This window comes from Sulfitobacter sp. 1A12056, assembly GCF_043558125.1.
GTDB classification, from domain to species: domain Bacteria; phylum Pseudomonadota; class Alphaproteobacteria; order Rhodobacterales; family Rhodobacteraceae; genus Sulfitobacter; species Sulfitobacter faviae.
Window position 1 is genome coordinate 271,260 of the sequence record NZ_JBIFFY010000001.1, and the last position, 12,346, is coordinate 283,605.

Here is a 12,346-nt window from a genome sequence, read left to right on the forward strand (position 1 = left end):
TAAGCTGGCAAAACGATCCAACAAAACGGGCCCGGCAAAGAGGCCCAAACCAACCAAGGGAGACTGAAATGAAGATTAAATCACTGGTGATGGCGGCCTCGGTCGCGGCATTGGCGGCAGGCGGCGCATGGGCCGAAGAGGGCAAGGTGAAGGTCGGCATGATCACCACGCTTTCAGGCGGCGGCGCGGGCCTTGGCATTGACGTGCGCGACGGGTTCCTGCTGGCCACCAAGATGGCCGGGAACGAGAACCTTGAGGTTGTGGTCGAGGACGACCAGCGCAAGCCCGAGATCGCGGTTCAGCTAGCCGACAAGATGATCCAGTCCGAAAAGGTCGACGTCATGACCGGCATCATCTGGTCCAACCTCGCCATGGCCGTGGTGCCGGCGGCGACCGCGCAGGGCAAGTTCTACCTTTCGCCCAATGCTGGCCCTTCGGCGCTGGCGGGCAAGGGCTGCAACCCGCTTTACTTCAACGTGGCATGGCAGAACGACAACCTGCACGAAGCGGCTGGGGCCTATGCCAATGACGCAGGCTACGCGAATACCTTCATGCTGGCCCCGAACTATCCGGCGGGCAAGGACGCGCTGACCGGCTACAAACGCACCTATGAGGGCGAGGCGGCGGGCGAGGTCTATACCGATCTGGGCCAGACCGACTACGCCGCCGAGATCGCGCAGATCCGCGCCTCGGGTGCGGACAGCGTTTTCTTCTTCCTGCCCGGTGGGATGGGAATTTCCTTCCTCAAGCAGTACGCCAACTCTGGCGTGGAACTGCCCGTCGTCGGCCCGGCCTTCAGCTTTGATCAGGGCATTCTGCAGGCCGTGGGCGAGGCCGCTGTCGGGATCAAGAACACCAGCCAGTGGAACAAGGACCTCGATAACGCGGCGAACAAAGAGTTCGTGACTGCTTTCCAAGAGGAATACGACCGTCTACCGTCGCTCTACGCCAGCCAAGGCTATGACACCGCGAACCTGTTGTTAAGCGCGATGGTGAAGGCCGATGTGTCGGATCAGGACGCTTTCCAAGCGGCGCTGAAAGAGGCCGATTTCGACAGCGTGCGCGGCAAGTTCTCCTTTGGTAACAACAACCACCCGATCCAAGACTACTACGTGCGCGAAGTGGTCAAGGAGGGCGATGTCTATACTAACAAGCTCATCGGCCCCTCGCTGACCGATCACGCTGACGCCTACGCGGCCGACTGCAAGATGTAATCCCGCGCGGCCCCGGCGCTGATTTCGGTCACGCCGGGGCCGACAAACTAACGCTTTCACGCCGGGCTTCGTCCGGCGCGCCGGGAGGCTTTGCCAAATGTCATTCATCCTGCTCGTCGAACAGGTGCTGAACGGGGTCCAATCCGGGGTCATGTTGTTTCTCATGGCCGCCGGGCTCACGCTCATCTTCGGGGTCATGGGGTTGATCAATCTCGCCCATGGTTCGCTCTACATGGTTGGCGCCTTTGCCGCCGCGGCGGTGGCGGCGGCCACTGGGTCTTTCCTTCTGGCGCTGGTGGCCGCGCTTGCCGCTGCCGCCTTGGCGGGCTGCCTGATCGAGATGACGGTGATCCGTCGCCTTTATGACCGAGACCACCTCGATCAGGTTCTGGCGACCTTCGCGATGATCCTGATTTTCTCCGAGGGTACGCGCTTCTTTTTTGGCTCCTTCCCGCTGTTTCTCGACATTCCCGCCGCGCTGGCGGGGCCGGTGACGCTGCCGGGCGGCATCCAGTATCCGCTTTACCGCCTTGTCATCATCGGCGTGGGGCTTGCCATCGCCACCGGTCTCTTCCTGCTGATCGCCCGCACCCGCATCGGCATCCAGATCCGCGCGGGCGAGGCCGACCGCGAGATGATCGCGGCGCTCGGCGTCGACATCGCCAAGCTCTACACGCTGGTCTTCGCACTCGGCGCCGCCCTTGCGGGGCTCGCCGGGGCGTTGGTGGGCGCGATCCAGTCGGTGCAGGTGGGCATGGGCGAGCCGGTGCTGATCCTTGCCTTCGTGGTCATCGTCATCGGTGGCATCGGCTCGATCAAGGGCGCGCTGATCGGCGCGCTGCTGGTGGGGCTGACGGACACGCTGGGCTCGGTCCTGCTGCCGCTCATTTTTGCCAATTTCATGGAGGCCTCGGCGGCCACCTCCGTCGGCTCCTCGCTCGCCTCCATGTCAATCTACATTCTCATGGCGGGGGTTTTGCTGTTCAAGCCCACCGGCCTGTTCGGGGAGGCCTGAGCCATGATGCGCGAACAACTCGTAAACATCTTTCTCTTCCTGCTCCTGCCGGTCACGGCGCTGGCGGCTTTCGCACTGGATGAGCCCTTCATCATCACGCTGGCGACCAAGGCCGCGATCCTCGCGCTGGCCGGCGTAGGTCTTAACATCGCGCTCGGGTTGGGCGGGCTGGTGAGCTTCGGTCACGCGGCATTCTTCGGGCTTGGCGGCTATGCCATGGGCATCCTTGCCGCCCATGCGCAGAGCTACACGCCGATCATGGAGAGCCCCTTCCTGATCGAGGGCACCAAGTCGATGCCCATCATCTGGCTGGTGGCGATCGTGGTCTCGGCGCTGGCCGCGCTGTTAATTGGCGCGCTGTCTTTGCGCACCTCGGGCGTCTATTTCATCATGGTTACGCTGGCCTTCGGACAGATGCTCTTCTACTTCTCGATCTCCTGGCCGGCCTATGGCGGCGAGGACGGGCTGTCGATCTATGTGCGCAATGGCTTTCCGGGGCTGAACACGCTGGACCCGCTGACCTTTTTCGCCATCGCCTTTGCCGTGCTGGCGCTGGTGCTGCTCTTCGCGGGCCGTCTGGCGCGCGCGCCCTTTGGCCTTGCCCTGTCGGCGGCACGGCAGAACGCCGAGCGGGTCGAGAGCGTGGGCCTCGCGCCCTGCCGGCTGCGGCTGGTGGCCTTTGTCATCTCGGGCGCGGTCACCGGGCTTGCGGGCGCGCTGTTCGCCGATCTCAATCGTTTCGTGAGCCCGACGATGTTCTCGTGGCAGACCTCGGGCGAGATCATGATTTTCGTGATCCTCGGCGGGGTGGGGCGGCTGTTTGGCCCGGTGGCCGGGGCGGCGCTGTTTATCCTGTTGGAGCATGTCTTGGGCGGGTTGTCGGAGTTCTGGCACATCTACCTTGGCTTCCTGCTGCTGATGGTGGTGCTCTTTGCCCGGGGCGGCATGATCGGCCTCATCGCCGGACGGGAGGTGGCCCATGACTGAGCAGATGACTGATGCGCTTTTGGACGTGCGCAACCTGCACAAGAGCTTCGGCGCCTTGAAGGCCACGGATGATGTCTCCATCACCCTGCGCCCGGGCGAGATCCACGCGCTGATCGGCCCCAACGGGGCGGGCAAGTCGACGCTAATCAAGCAGATCGCGGGCGGGCTGCGCTCGGACAGTGGCTCGGTGCATTTCGCAGGGCAGGACGTGACGCCGCTCAGCACCGTGCAGCGGGCGCGGGCAGGGTTGGGGCGGACTTTCCAGATATCTTCGCTGGCGATGGAATACACGGTGCTGCAGAATGCGGTGCTGGGCGCGCTCGGTCAATCGGGCCGGGTGATGCGTTTCTTCGCCCCGGTGATGCGGCAGGCGGCGTTGCGGGCCGAGGCGATGCGCGCGCTGGAACTGGTGGGGCTGGCCGATCACGCGGCCAAGCGCACCTCGGACCTGTCGCACGGCCAACGGCGCCAGCTTGAGGTCGCCGTGGCGCTGACGCTGCGGCCCAAGGTCTTCCTGATGGACGAACCGATGGCCGGGCTTGGCGCAAGTGGGTCGCGCGAGATGACCGGCTTTCTCGATGGCCTTAGGGCCGAGGCGCCGATCCTGCTGGTAGAGCATGACATGGACGCGGTCTTTGCACTCGCCGACCGTATCTCGGTGCTGGTCTACGGGCGCATCATCGCCAGCGGCACGGCGGCCGAGATCAAGGCCGATCCACAGGTCCGCGTGGCCTATTTGGGTGAGGAGGACGCGGCATGAGCCTGCTGGAACTGAAGGACATCACCGCCTCCTACGGGCCGACGCAGGCGCTTTTCGGCGTCGATCTGGCGCTGGAGGCGGGCGAGGTCTGTGCGCTGATGGGGCGCAATGGGATGGGCAAATCCTCCACCATCAAGGTGATCTGCCGGATGCTGAAACACGATAGCGGCAGCCTGCGTCTGAACGGGCGCGACATCGCGGGGCTGCCGTCGTTTCGCGCTGCACAGGCCGGCGTGGGGCTGGTGCCCGAGGGGCGGCGCTGTTTCGCGACGCTGACGGTGCATGAAAACCTCATCGCCGCCGCGCGCCCCGGCCCGTGGGACGAGGCGCGGGTGGTCAAGCTCTTCCCCCGCTTGGGCGAACGGCGGGATCAGGCGGCAGGCTCACTCTCGGGTGGGGAGCAGCAGATGCTGGCGATTGGCCGCGCGCTGATGACCAACCCGCAACTCCTGCTGTTGGATGAGGCGACCGAGGGGCTGGCCCCGGTGGTGCGCCAAGAGATCTGGGCCGCCGTGGCCGAGTTGAAGCGCGACAGCGGTCTGGCGCTTCTGGTGGTGGACAAATCCCTCGCCGAGCTGCGGCGCGTGGCCGATCACGCCGTCATCCTCGAACGGGGCCGCTCGGTCTGGTCCGGTCCGATGCCCGCGCTCGATACTCAAATCGCCGACCAATTCCTCGGCGTGTGACTGTTAACAAAAAGGAACACGACATGTCGCATCAAATCATTCAGCCCGAAGGCTGGGCCCCCGCGAAAGGCTATGCAAACGGCGTGCTGAGCGCGGATGGTCATCTGTTCGTCGGCGGTCAGATCGGCTGGACCGCCGAGCAGAAGTTCGAATGCCACGATTTCATCGGCCAGATGAAACAGGCGCTGCAAAACATCCGCGAGGTGGTCGAAGCCGCAGGCGGCACGCCCGAGGATATCACCCGGCTGACGTGGTATGTGACAGATAAGAAAGAATATCTCGCTGCGCAAAAGGACGTGGGCCGCGCCTATCGTGAGGTGATGGGCAAGCATTTCCCGGCCATGGCGATGGTGGTCGTCGCCGGTCTGGTCGAGGATGAGGCCAAGCTTGAGATCGAAGCCGAGGCGGTGATCACGCGCTGAGCCAAGCCGCCGTCGGGGTCATCCCCGGCGGCGCAACGCCGGAAGGGCCGCCGAAAAGGCCGAGGAAAGCGCGAAGAGACCTGCCGCGATGCTGACGATGCTGGGCCCTGTCGGCGTGTCGAACTCAAGCGAGGCCATCAGCCCCCCGAGCGCCGCAACCGCGCCCAGTCCCATGGCCCAAAAGGCCATGGTTTCCGGCGTGCGGGCAAAGGGGCGGGCGGTGGCGGCGGGGATGATCAGCATCGCCGCGATCAGCAACGCGCCGACCACTTTGATCGCCACCGCGACCATGATCGCCAGCGCCAGCGTCAGGATCAACTGCTCGCGCCGTGGATTGCCGCCTGCGGCCTGTGCCAGATCGGGGTTCAGCGTCGCCGCCAACAGCGCCGACCAGCGCCACGCCAGCAACAGCGCCACCGCGACGGCTCCGCCCCAGATCACGCCAAGGTCAAAGCGCGTGACGGCAAGGATCTCACCAAAAAGGTAAGACGACAGATCGACCCGCTGCCCCGGCAGCAGGGACACGGCCACCAAACCAAGCGCCAGCGCGGAATGGGCCATCACGCCCAAAAGCGCGTCGGCGCTGACATTGCGGCCCGAAAGCGTACTGATCACCAGCGCCATGACAAGGGCCACCAGAAGCACGCCTGCGGTGATCGGCAGGTCGGTCGCCAGCGCCAGCGCCACGCCCAGTAGGGCCGCATGGCTGGTGGCATCGCCGAAATAGGCCATGCGCCGCCAGATCACGAAACAGCCCAAAGGGGCGGCGGCCAGCGCTACGCCAAGGCCCGCGAGGGCGGCGCGCAGAATGAAATCGTCAAGCATTCTCAATCTCTTGGTGGTGGCCGTCACAGGCGGCGCCGTGATGGTGGTGGTGATGGTCGTGATCGTGACGGTAAAGCGCCAGCGCGCCTTGGGTGCCGCTGCCAAAGAGGGCGCGGTATTCGGGCGCTTCGGAGACGGTCTCGGGCGTGCCTTCGCAGCAGACATGGCCGTTGAGGCAGAGCACACGGTCGCTCGCCGCCATGACGACGTGCAGATCATGGCTGACCATCAGCACGGCGCAACCGAGGTCTTGGCGCACAGCTTCGATCTGGCGGTAAAAGGCGGCGGAGCCGGGCTGGTCCAGCCCCTGCGTCGCCTCGTCGAGGATCAGCAGATCGGGCTTTTCCAGCAGCGCACGGGCCAGCAATACGCGCTGGAACTGCCCGCCCGAGAGGTCGACCATTTGCCGCTCGGCCAGTTCCGGCACGCCGGCGGTGGCCAGCGCGTCGCGGATCGCCTCGGGCTTTTGGCGACGCGGCAGGTTGATGAAACGGCGCACGGTGAGCGGCAGGGTCGCGTCGATCTGCAATTTTTGCGGCACATAGCCGATGCGCAGTCCGGGCTTGCGGGTGATCTTGCCCGCCGCCGGTTTCAGCGCGCCGATCAGCGCGCGCAGCAGGCTGGATTTGCCCGACCCGTTGGGGCCGACGATGGTGACGATCTCACCAGCGTCGATATTGAAGTTCACGTCGCGCAGGGCGATCTGACCGTCGTGGCGCAGGGTCAGGCCGCGCGTATTGATCAGGCTCATGCACCGGGCTCCTGACAAGCGGGGCAGAGGCCCTCGGCCTCAACCACGCTGCGCTCGATGCGGAACCCGGCGGCGCGGGCGGCATCGCCAAGGCGGCTTTTGTTCGGGGTGGTGTCGGCCTCCGCCACCGAGCGGCAGCTGCGACAGATCAGAAAGGCGGGCGCGTGATCCTCGCCCGGGTGCACGCAGCCGACATAGGCATTAAGCGCTTCGATCTTATGGGCAAGCCCGGCTTTCACCAGAAAATCCAAGGCGCGATAGGCCACGGGGGGCTGCGCGCCCAGCCCCTCGGCCGACAGGCGGGCGAGCAGGTCATAGGCGCCCAAGGCGCGGTGTTCCGACAGCAGGATCTCAAGCGCGCGGCGGCGCACCGGGGTCAGCCGCAGGCCGCGTTCGGCGCATTGCGCTTCGGCCACCTGCATGGTGCTCCGCACGCAGGCGGCGTGGTCATGATCACTGAATCCTATGGGGCGCATGGGGAACCTCAATTCGTTTCGGTATTGATATGTTATAACGGCGGTGTTAGCAAGGTGATACTATAACATTTTGAAGGTCTGCCATGTATCGTTTCACGCTCCCCGCCGCCGTTCTCGCCGCTGCCGCGTCGCCGCTTTGGGCGGATGTCCCCGCCGTTGCGACAGATATCGCCCCGGTGCATGGGCTGGTGTCGCAGGTGATGGAAGGGGTCGGCACGCCCGACCTCATCGTGCCGCCGCGCAGCTCGCCCCATGGCTATGCCATGCGCCCCTCCGAGGCGCGCGCGCTGAGCGGGGCCGATTTGGTCGTTTGGGTCGGCCCGTCGCTGACCCCATGGCTGGCCGATCCGCTGCAATCACTGGCGAGCAGCGCCAGCCATCTGGCCTTGATGGAGCAGCCCGGCACGCGGGTTCTGGCCTTCCGCGAAGGGGCGACCTTTGAGCCGCATAGCCACGGTGACGAGGGGCATGAGGGTCACGAGGGCCATGATCACGCCGAGGAAGGGCATGACCACGACGCGCATGGGCATGATGACCACGGTCATGACCACGAGGAACATGACCACGAAGAGCATGACCACGGCGACCACGATCACGAGGAGCATGACCACGACGACCACGATCACGAGGCGCATGACCACGAAGGACATGACCACGGGGATCATGACAATCCTGGCCATGGCGAGAAGGATCACGACGATCACGGTCACGACGACCACGGCCATGAAGGTCACGATCACACCCATGACGGCGACGATCCCCACGTCTGGCTCGACCCGCGCAACGGGCAGCTTTGGCTGGGCCAGATCGCCGAGGCGCTGGCGGAGCTAGACCCTGAGAACGCCGTGCAATATCGTGAGAACGCCGAGGCCGCTCAAGCCGAGCTTGCGGTCTTGGAGGAAGACATCGCCGAGACTCTCGCCCCGGTCAAAGACCGCCCCTTCATCGTCTTCCATGACGCCTACCACTATTTCGAAGCGCGTTTCGACATCGAAGCCCGCGGCGCCATCAGTGAGAACGATGCCCGTGCTCCGGGGGCGGCGCGCGTGGCTGAACTGCGTGACCTGGTGGCCGAGAGCGGTGCGAAATGCGTCTTTGCCGAGCCGCAATTCAACCCCGGCCTGATCGCCGCCGTGACCGAAGGGCAGGAGACCGGGACCGGCACGCTCGACCCGATCGGCGCGGATCTGGAACTGGGTGTTTCTTTCTACCCCGATCTGCTGCGCGGCATGGCGCAGAGCATGTCTGACTGCCTGTCGGATTGATTTAGGCGCTGGCTAATAGAAGCAGCCCAATAAAAAGTGGTGCAGCCGGGGAAGCTGCACCACATCTTACATGCTGAAATGACTTTTATAAAATTCTGATCAGACGGCGATCTTACCGCCGCCTTGCTTGGTAATGACGACCACCGCAGGGCGCGGGGGCATCTTGGGGTCGAAGTCGGGCCAGCGGGTGGCCGGGTCTTCAAAGGTGCTTTCCCGTTCGAAACCGGGAATGTCCTTTGTCCCGTCCGTGCCCGGGTGCTGCACCGCGACGAAGAGCGTTTCGCCATCCTCGGTGAAGTAAGGGCCGCACATCTCACCGCCCACGGGGCAGCGAAAGAAGAGCTTCGAGGTGCCGCGCGCTTCGCCTTCGGTTTCAAGCGCGTAGAGCCCGTCGGATTTGCCGGTCTTGCCCCAGCTGCTGCCCTGATCGGTGCTGATCCAGAGGCGCCCGTCGGCATCCATCGCGGCATTGTCGGGGCTGCCGAACCAGCCGTTTTCCGACGTCTCGGGGTTCCATTGCGCGCCGACCTCGGCCACCTTTGGGTCACCACATTGCACAAGGATCGACCAAGTGCCGCTGGCGGCGGCGTGGTCGGCATTCGCTTCCTTGATTTCGATGATATGGCCAAAGCTGCTTTCCGGGCGCGGGTTGGCGGCATTGGTGTCGCCCTGCTTGCGCTTGGTGTTGTTGGTCAGCAGGATATAGGCCGTGCCATCGCCGCGCGGCTGCGCGTCTTCGGGGCGGTCCATCGGGGTGGCGCCCAGCAGGTCGGCGGCCAGACGGGTGTCAATCATCACGTCGGCTTGGTCGCTGAACCCGTTTTCGGCGGTCAGCGGCCCGGTGCCATGCACCAGCGGCAGCCAGTTGATCGTGCCGTCCTCTTCGAACCGCGCGACATAAAGCGTGCCATCGTCCAGCAGATCGCCATTGGCCGCCGGATCATCGGAAACCGTTCCCGCAGAGACGTATTTGTATTGATAATCAAAGCGGTTGTCGTCGCCCATATAGACCACGAGCTTGCCATCTTTGCTCACCGTGGTCTCGGCGCCCTCATGGCGGAAGCGGCCCAGAGCGGTGCGTTTGACGGGGGTTGAGGTCGGGTCCATCGGGTCAACTTCCACGACCCAGCCGAACTTATTGGGCATGTTCGGCTCGGCATCCACGTTGAAACGGTCGTGTTTCTGACCCCAAGCGTACCACATGCCCGGCACGCCGTAACGGTCCCAAGATTTCTCTTCCGCGGCACCGGTGATGTCAGGCTTGCCGTCGGCATCCAGTTTGTCGGTCCAGAAATAGCCGTGGAAGTTTTCTTCGGCCATCAGCCATGTGCCCCAAGGGGTCAGCCCGCCCGCGCAGTTGTTGAGCGTGCCGATGACCTTGGTGCCGCTGGGGTCGTCGTTGGTTTGCAGCCGCACGTGACCGGCGGCGGGGCCGCTCAGCGTCATCGCGGTGTCAAGCGGGGTGATGCGGCGGTTCATCTTGCCGTCGCGCACGACCTGCCATTTGCCCGCCGCATCGCGGGCGATCTCGACGACCGAGCCGCCGTGGGCTGCCATTTCGATGTCGATCAACTCAGGCGTCATGCCTTTGAAGTTCACCTTGTCCTGACGGCCAAGACCGGGGAACATGACCTCTTCGTTGGTGTATTCGTGATTCACGCAGAGCAGCCCGCGACTGGCGTCGTCGTTCAGGGGCACGAAGCCGACATAGTCGTTGTTATAGCCGAACTGTTTCGACTGCGCAGCGGCGGTCTGGTTCATCACGTCGAATTCCGGCGCATCGGCGGTGATCGGGTCGCCCCACCGCAGCAGGATCTGCGCGTCATAGCCGGGGGCGACGTGGTGGGTTTCGTCATTGCCCCATGCCAGTTCGTCAAAGACATAGCGGCTGGTGGCGGCGCGGGCCTTGGACGGGGCGATGGCGGCGGCACTGCCGAAAAGCGCGGTGGTGGCGGAAACCCCAAGCATCCCGCGCAGGATGTCGCGGCGGCCATAGCGGGCGTTGATTACATCGCCGATGGTGCGCGACAGGTTCGCATTGGTGGGGATGTCGTCGAATGCCTCAAAGGCTTCGGCCTTGTTGCCGATGGCGGGGTCGTTGAGAATCTCGCGGCGGGTCATCATGCTTCCTCAGGTGACTTGGCTGGCCTCCATTTGCATCATGACTGTCACGGTTTTATGACGCGTCAGACTGTGCTGCGGCGAAATCCTACGATGAGTTGGCGCAGGCCCAAAGCCGCGCCCGCAAAGATCGCGGCGAGGGTCACCGGCCCGCTGAAGGCCAGCACCGAGATGGCCGAGATGCCTTGCCCGATGGTGCAGCCCATGGCGATCACCGCACCTGCGCCCATCAGCCCTGCGCCAAAAATCTGGCGGCGCAGTTCGCGCGGGTCTTCGCAGGCTTCCCAGCGGAAATGCCCTTGCCAGAGCGAACCCAGAAAGGCGCCGACCCAGACCCCCGCGACCGAGCCGATGCCAAAGCTGAGTGGGCGGACCGACCCCTGCATCGCATAGAGCAGCGTTTCTCCCACGGGGGCGGCATAGCTATGCGACATCAGCGTCTGCGCGCCAAAACCGGTCTGCGCCAGCCACGCCGTGCCCGCCCAGCCCGAGGTGATGGCAAGCCCGGCCATGGCGCCCCAGAACACTTTGCGCAGATCGCGGCGAAAGCTGCGGGCGCCGAGCATCAGCAGGCAGACCGCAAGGCCCAGCAGGATGCCGATCAGCGGCACCGATCCGCCCGTGAAGGCCGACAGCACATGTGCGATGCCGTCAGGCGGCCCCGCGTTCATCTGGCGCGGGAAGAGCAGGGCGCGCACCGGGGCAAGCGGGCCAGAGAGCACGGTAAAGGCCGCAAGCCCCATGACCAAGACAATCACGAAGGCGCGCAGGTCACCCCCGCCCAACCGCGCCAAAGCGCCAAAGCCGCAGGTGCCCGCCAGCGCCATGCCATAGCCGAAGATCAGCCCGCCAAAGACCGCAGGCGCCCAAGAGAAGGCAATCGTCAGGTGAAAGGCGCGGTCGAGGTTGATCAGCCCCAAGCCGGCAAGGGTGAAACTGCCCAGCATCGCCACCCCGATAGCCAGACCCCACATCCGCATCCGGTCGCCCGATCCGCCATAGAGCAGGTCTTCGATCGCGCCGAGGGTGCAAAACCGCCCCAGTCGTGCGGCGAGGCCCAGCAACACGCCGCCCAGCCCGCCCAGAAGGGCGGCGGTCAGCGGCTGGCCCCAAAGCTCAATCATCCTTGCAGAACAATTCGTAGACCAGTTCCAGCATTTTGCGGGGCCGGTCATCGGCAAGCCGGTAATAGATCGTCTTGCCATCGCGGCGCGGCGTGACCAGACCTTCGAGCCTGAGCCGCGACAGCTGCTGCGACACCGCCGCCTGTCGGGTGGACAGCAGGGCCTCCAACTCGCTCACCGATTTTTCGCCAGAGACGAGGTGGCACAGGATCATCAACCGCCCCTCATGGCTGATCGCCTTGAGGAAATTCGACGCGGTCACGGCATTGGTCAGCATCCGGTCCATGTCCTCTTGGGACATGTCGGGGGTCATCACGGGCAGGCTTGTCATTCGGTCGGGTCCTCGAAATCGGTCTTGTCGTGCAAGAGCGTATCAAGCATGGGCCAGAAGAACTCCGCACCGGGGTAGCCTTCGAGGCGACCCAATTCGACATCGTCTTCGACCAGCAAAAAGGTCGGGGTGAAGATCACCGCACGCTGCGGGGTGACGCTCTCTTCCACGGCGGAGATATCGACGCGGCGCAGCGGGGCAAAAGCCCCTTCGGCGGTCTTGGGGTAGGCGGGGGCAATCTCTTCGTCCCAACGTTGGCAATAGATGCAGCCGGGCTGTTCGACCATGACCAGTTCCACCGCTCCAAGGGGCAGGGCGGTCAGGGCCGCGAGGCTCAAGGCGGTCACTGTGCGGATCATCGGCTTGCCT

The 12,346-nt window shown here is 64.6% G+C and carries 14 protein-coding genes; 7 read left to right on the plus strand and 7 right to left on the minus strand.

What is annotated here, in order from left to right; genetic code table 11:
* Positions 1 to 68: 68 nt before the first annotated feature.
* From ACGYLD_RS01295 to ACGYLD_RS01320, 6 genes are all read left to right on the plus strand, one after another.
* Positions 69 to 1,214 (plus strand): ABC transporter substrate-binding protein, encoded by a 1,146-nt coding sequence (locus ACGYLD_RS01295; RefSeq protein ID WP_394400734.1) that lies wholly within the window; start codon positions 69 to 71, stop codon positions 1,212 to 1,214.
* Positions 1,215 to 1,311: 97 nt separating this feature from the next.
* Complete coding sequence (locus ACGYLD_RS01300; protein WP_394400737.1) at positions 1,312 to 2,229, plus strand: branched-chain amino acid ABC transporter permease; 918 nt, start codon at positions 1,312 to 1,314, stop codon at positions 2,227 to 2,229.
* 3 nt (positions 2,230 to 2,232) lie between these two features.
* Complete coding sequence (locus ACGYLD_RS01305; RefSeq protein ID WP_394400740.1) at positions 2,233 to 3,216, plus strand: branched-chain amino acid ABC transporter permease; 984 nt, start codon at positions 2,233 to 2,235, stop codon at positions 3,214 to 3,216.
* Between the two features lie 4 nt (positions 3,217 to 3,220).
* Complete coding sequence (locus ACGYLD_RS01310; RefSeq protein ID WP_394401322.1) at positions 3,221 to 3,976, plus strand: ABC transporter ATP-binding protein; 756 nt, start codon at positions 3,221 to 3,223, stop codon at positions 3,974 to 3,976.
* Positions 3,973 to 4,662: an ABC transporter ATP-binding protein gene (locus ACGYLD_RS01315; protein ID WP_271691568.1), complete on the plus strand. Its 690-nt coding sequence runs from the start codon at positions 3,973 to 3,975 to the stop codon at positions 4,660 to 4,662. The genes ACGYLD_RS01310 and ACGYLD_RS01315 overlap by 4 nt, the downstream gene beginning before the upstream one ends.
* 23 nt (positions 4,663 to 4,685) lie before the next feature.
* Positions 4,686 to 5,084, plus strand: a complete 399-nt coding sequence (locus ACGYLD_RS01320) for a RidA family protein (protein WP_271691567.1) — start codon at positions 4,686 to 4,688, stop codon at positions 5,082 to 5,084.
* Positions 5,085 to 5,102: 18 nt separating this feature from the next.
* Here the strand turns inward: ACGYLD_RS01320 and ACGYLD_RS01325 are convergent, their stop codons facing one another.
* From ACGYLD_RS01325 to ACGYLD_RS01335, 3 genes are read right to left on the minus strand one after another with little or no spacing between them, the layout of a single operon-like run.
* Positions 5,103 to 5,909, minus strand: a complete 807-nt coding sequence (locus ACGYLD_RS01325; protein ID WP_271691566.1) for a metal ABC transporter permease — start codon at positions 5,907 to 5,909, stop codon at positions 5,103 to 5,105.
* Positions 5,902 to 6,660, minus strand: a complete 759-nt coding sequence (locus ACGYLD_RS01330; protein ID WP_271691565.1) for a metal ABC transporter ATP-binding protein — start codon at positions 6,658 to 6,660, stop codon at positions 5,902 to 5,904. The genes ACGYLD_RS01325 and ACGYLD_RS01330 overlap by 8 nt, the downstream gene beginning before the upstream one ends.
* A complete protein-coding gene (locus ACGYLD_RS01335; protein WP_067267520.1) occupies positions 6,657 to 7,136 on the minus strand; it encodes a Fur family transcriptional regulator in 480 nt (159 codons plus the stop codon). The genes ACGYLD_RS01330 and ACGYLD_RS01335 overlap by 4 nt, the downstream gene beginning before the upstream one ends.
* A gap of 83 nt (positions 7,137 to 7,219) precedes the next feature.
* Between ACGYLD_RS01335 and ACGYLD_RS01340 the strand changes: the two genes are divergently transcribed.
* Entirely contained in the window at positions 7,220 to 8,401 is a 1,182-nt protein-coding gene (locus ACGYLD_RS01340; protein ID WP_271691564.1) for a zinc ABC transporter substrate-binding protein, read from the plus strand.
* A gap of 99 nt (positions 8,402 to 8,500) precedes the next feature.
* Here the strand turns inward: ACGYLD_RS01340 and ACGYLD_RS01345 are convergent, their stop codons facing one another.
* From ACGYLD_RS01345 to ACGYLD_RS01360, 4 genes are all read right to left on the minus strand, one after another.
* Positions 8,501 to 10,522, minus strand: a complete 2,022-nt coding sequence (locus tag ACGYLD_RS01345) for a PhoX family phosphatase (protein ID WP_271691562.1) — start codon at positions 10,520 to 10,522, stop codon at positions 8,501 to 8,503.
* A 65-nt stretch (positions 10,523 to 10,587) separates the two neighbouring features.
* On the minus strand, positions 10,588 to 11,646 hold the full coding sequence (locus tag ACGYLD_RS01350) for a YeeE/YedE family protein (RefSeq protein ID WP_271691561.1): 1,059 nt from the start codon (positions 11,644 to 11,646) through the stop codon (positions 10,588 to 10,590).
* On the minus strand, positions 11,639 to 11,977 hold the full coding sequence (locus tag ACGYLD_RS01355; RefSeq protein WP_271691560.1) for a helix-turn-helix transcriptional regulator: 339 nt from the start codon (positions 11,975 to 11,977) through the stop codon (positions 11,639 to 11,641). The genes ACGYLD_RS01350 and ACGYLD_RS01355 overlap by 8 nt, the downstream gene beginning before the upstream one ends.
* Positions 11,974 to 12,336 carry a hypothetical protein gene (locus ACGYLD_RS01360; protein ID WP_271691559.1) on the minus strand — a complete coding sequence of 121 codons (363 nt, stop codon included), beginning with the start codon at positions 12,334 to 12,336 and terminating at the stop codon, positions 11,974 to 11,976. The genes ACGYLD_RS01355 and ACGYLD_RS01360 overlap by 4 nt, the downstream gene beginning before the upstream one ends.
* Positions 12,337 to 12,346 lie beyond the last annotated feature (10 nt).

Coding starts and splice junctions, on each gene's coding strand:
- ACGYLD_RS01300 (WP_394400737.1), top strand. CDS start 1,312: ATGTCATTCATCCTGCTCGTCGAACAGGTGCTGAACGGGGTCCAATCC.
- ACGYLD_RS01335 (WP_067267520.1), bottom strand. CDS start 7,136: ATGCGCCCCATAGGATTCAGTGATCATGACCACGCCGCCTGCGTGCGG.
- ACGYLD_RS01360 (WP_271691559.1), bottom strand. CDS start 12,336: ATGATCCGCACAGTGACCGCCTTGAGCCTCGCGGCCCTGACCGCCCTG.
- ACGYLD_RS01325 (WP_271691566.1), bottom strand. CDS start 5,909: ATGCTTGACGATTTCATTCTGCGCGCCGCCCTCGCGGGCCTTGGCGTA.
- ACGYLD_RS01310 (WP_394401322.1), top strand. CDS start 3,221: ATGACTGATGCGCTTTTGGACGTGCGCAACCTGCACAAGAGCTTCGGC.
- ACGYLD_RS01315 (WP_271691568.1), top strand. CDS start 3,973: ATGAGCCTGCTGGAACTGAAGGACATCACCGCCTCCTACGGGCCGACG.
- ACGYLD_RS01320 (WP_271691567.1), top strand. CDS start 4,686: ATGTCGCATCAAATCATTCAGCCCGAAGGCTGGGCCCCCGCGAAAGGC.
- ACGYLD_RS01305 (WP_394400740.1), top strand. CDS start 2,233: ATGATGCGCGAACAACTCGTAAACATCTTTCTCTTCCTGCTCCTGCCG.
- ACGYLD_RS01355 (WP_271691560.1), bottom strand. CDS start 11,977: ATGACAAGCCTGCCCGTGATGACCCCCGACATGTCCCAAGAGGACATG.
- ACGYLD_RS01345 (WP_271691562.1), bottom strand. CDS start 10,522: ATGACCCGCCGCGAGATTCTCAACGACCCCGCCATCGGCAACAAGGCC.
- ACGYLD_RS01330 (WP_271691565.1), bottom strand. CDS start 6,660: ATGAGCCTGATCAATACGCGCGGCCTGACCCTGCGCCACGACGGTCAG.
- ACGYLD_RS01340 (WP_271691564.1), top strand. CDS start 7,220: ATGTATCGTTTCACGCTCCCCGCCGCCGTTCTCGCCGCTGCCGCGTCG.
- ACGYLD_RS01295 (WP_394400734.1), top strand. CDS start 69: ATGAAGATTAAATCACTGGTGATGGCGGCCTCGGTCGCGGCATTGGCG.
- ACGYLD_RS01350 (WP_271691561.1), bottom strand. CDS start 11,646: ATGATTGAGCTTTGGGGCCAGCCGCTGACCGCCGCCCTTCTGGGCGGG.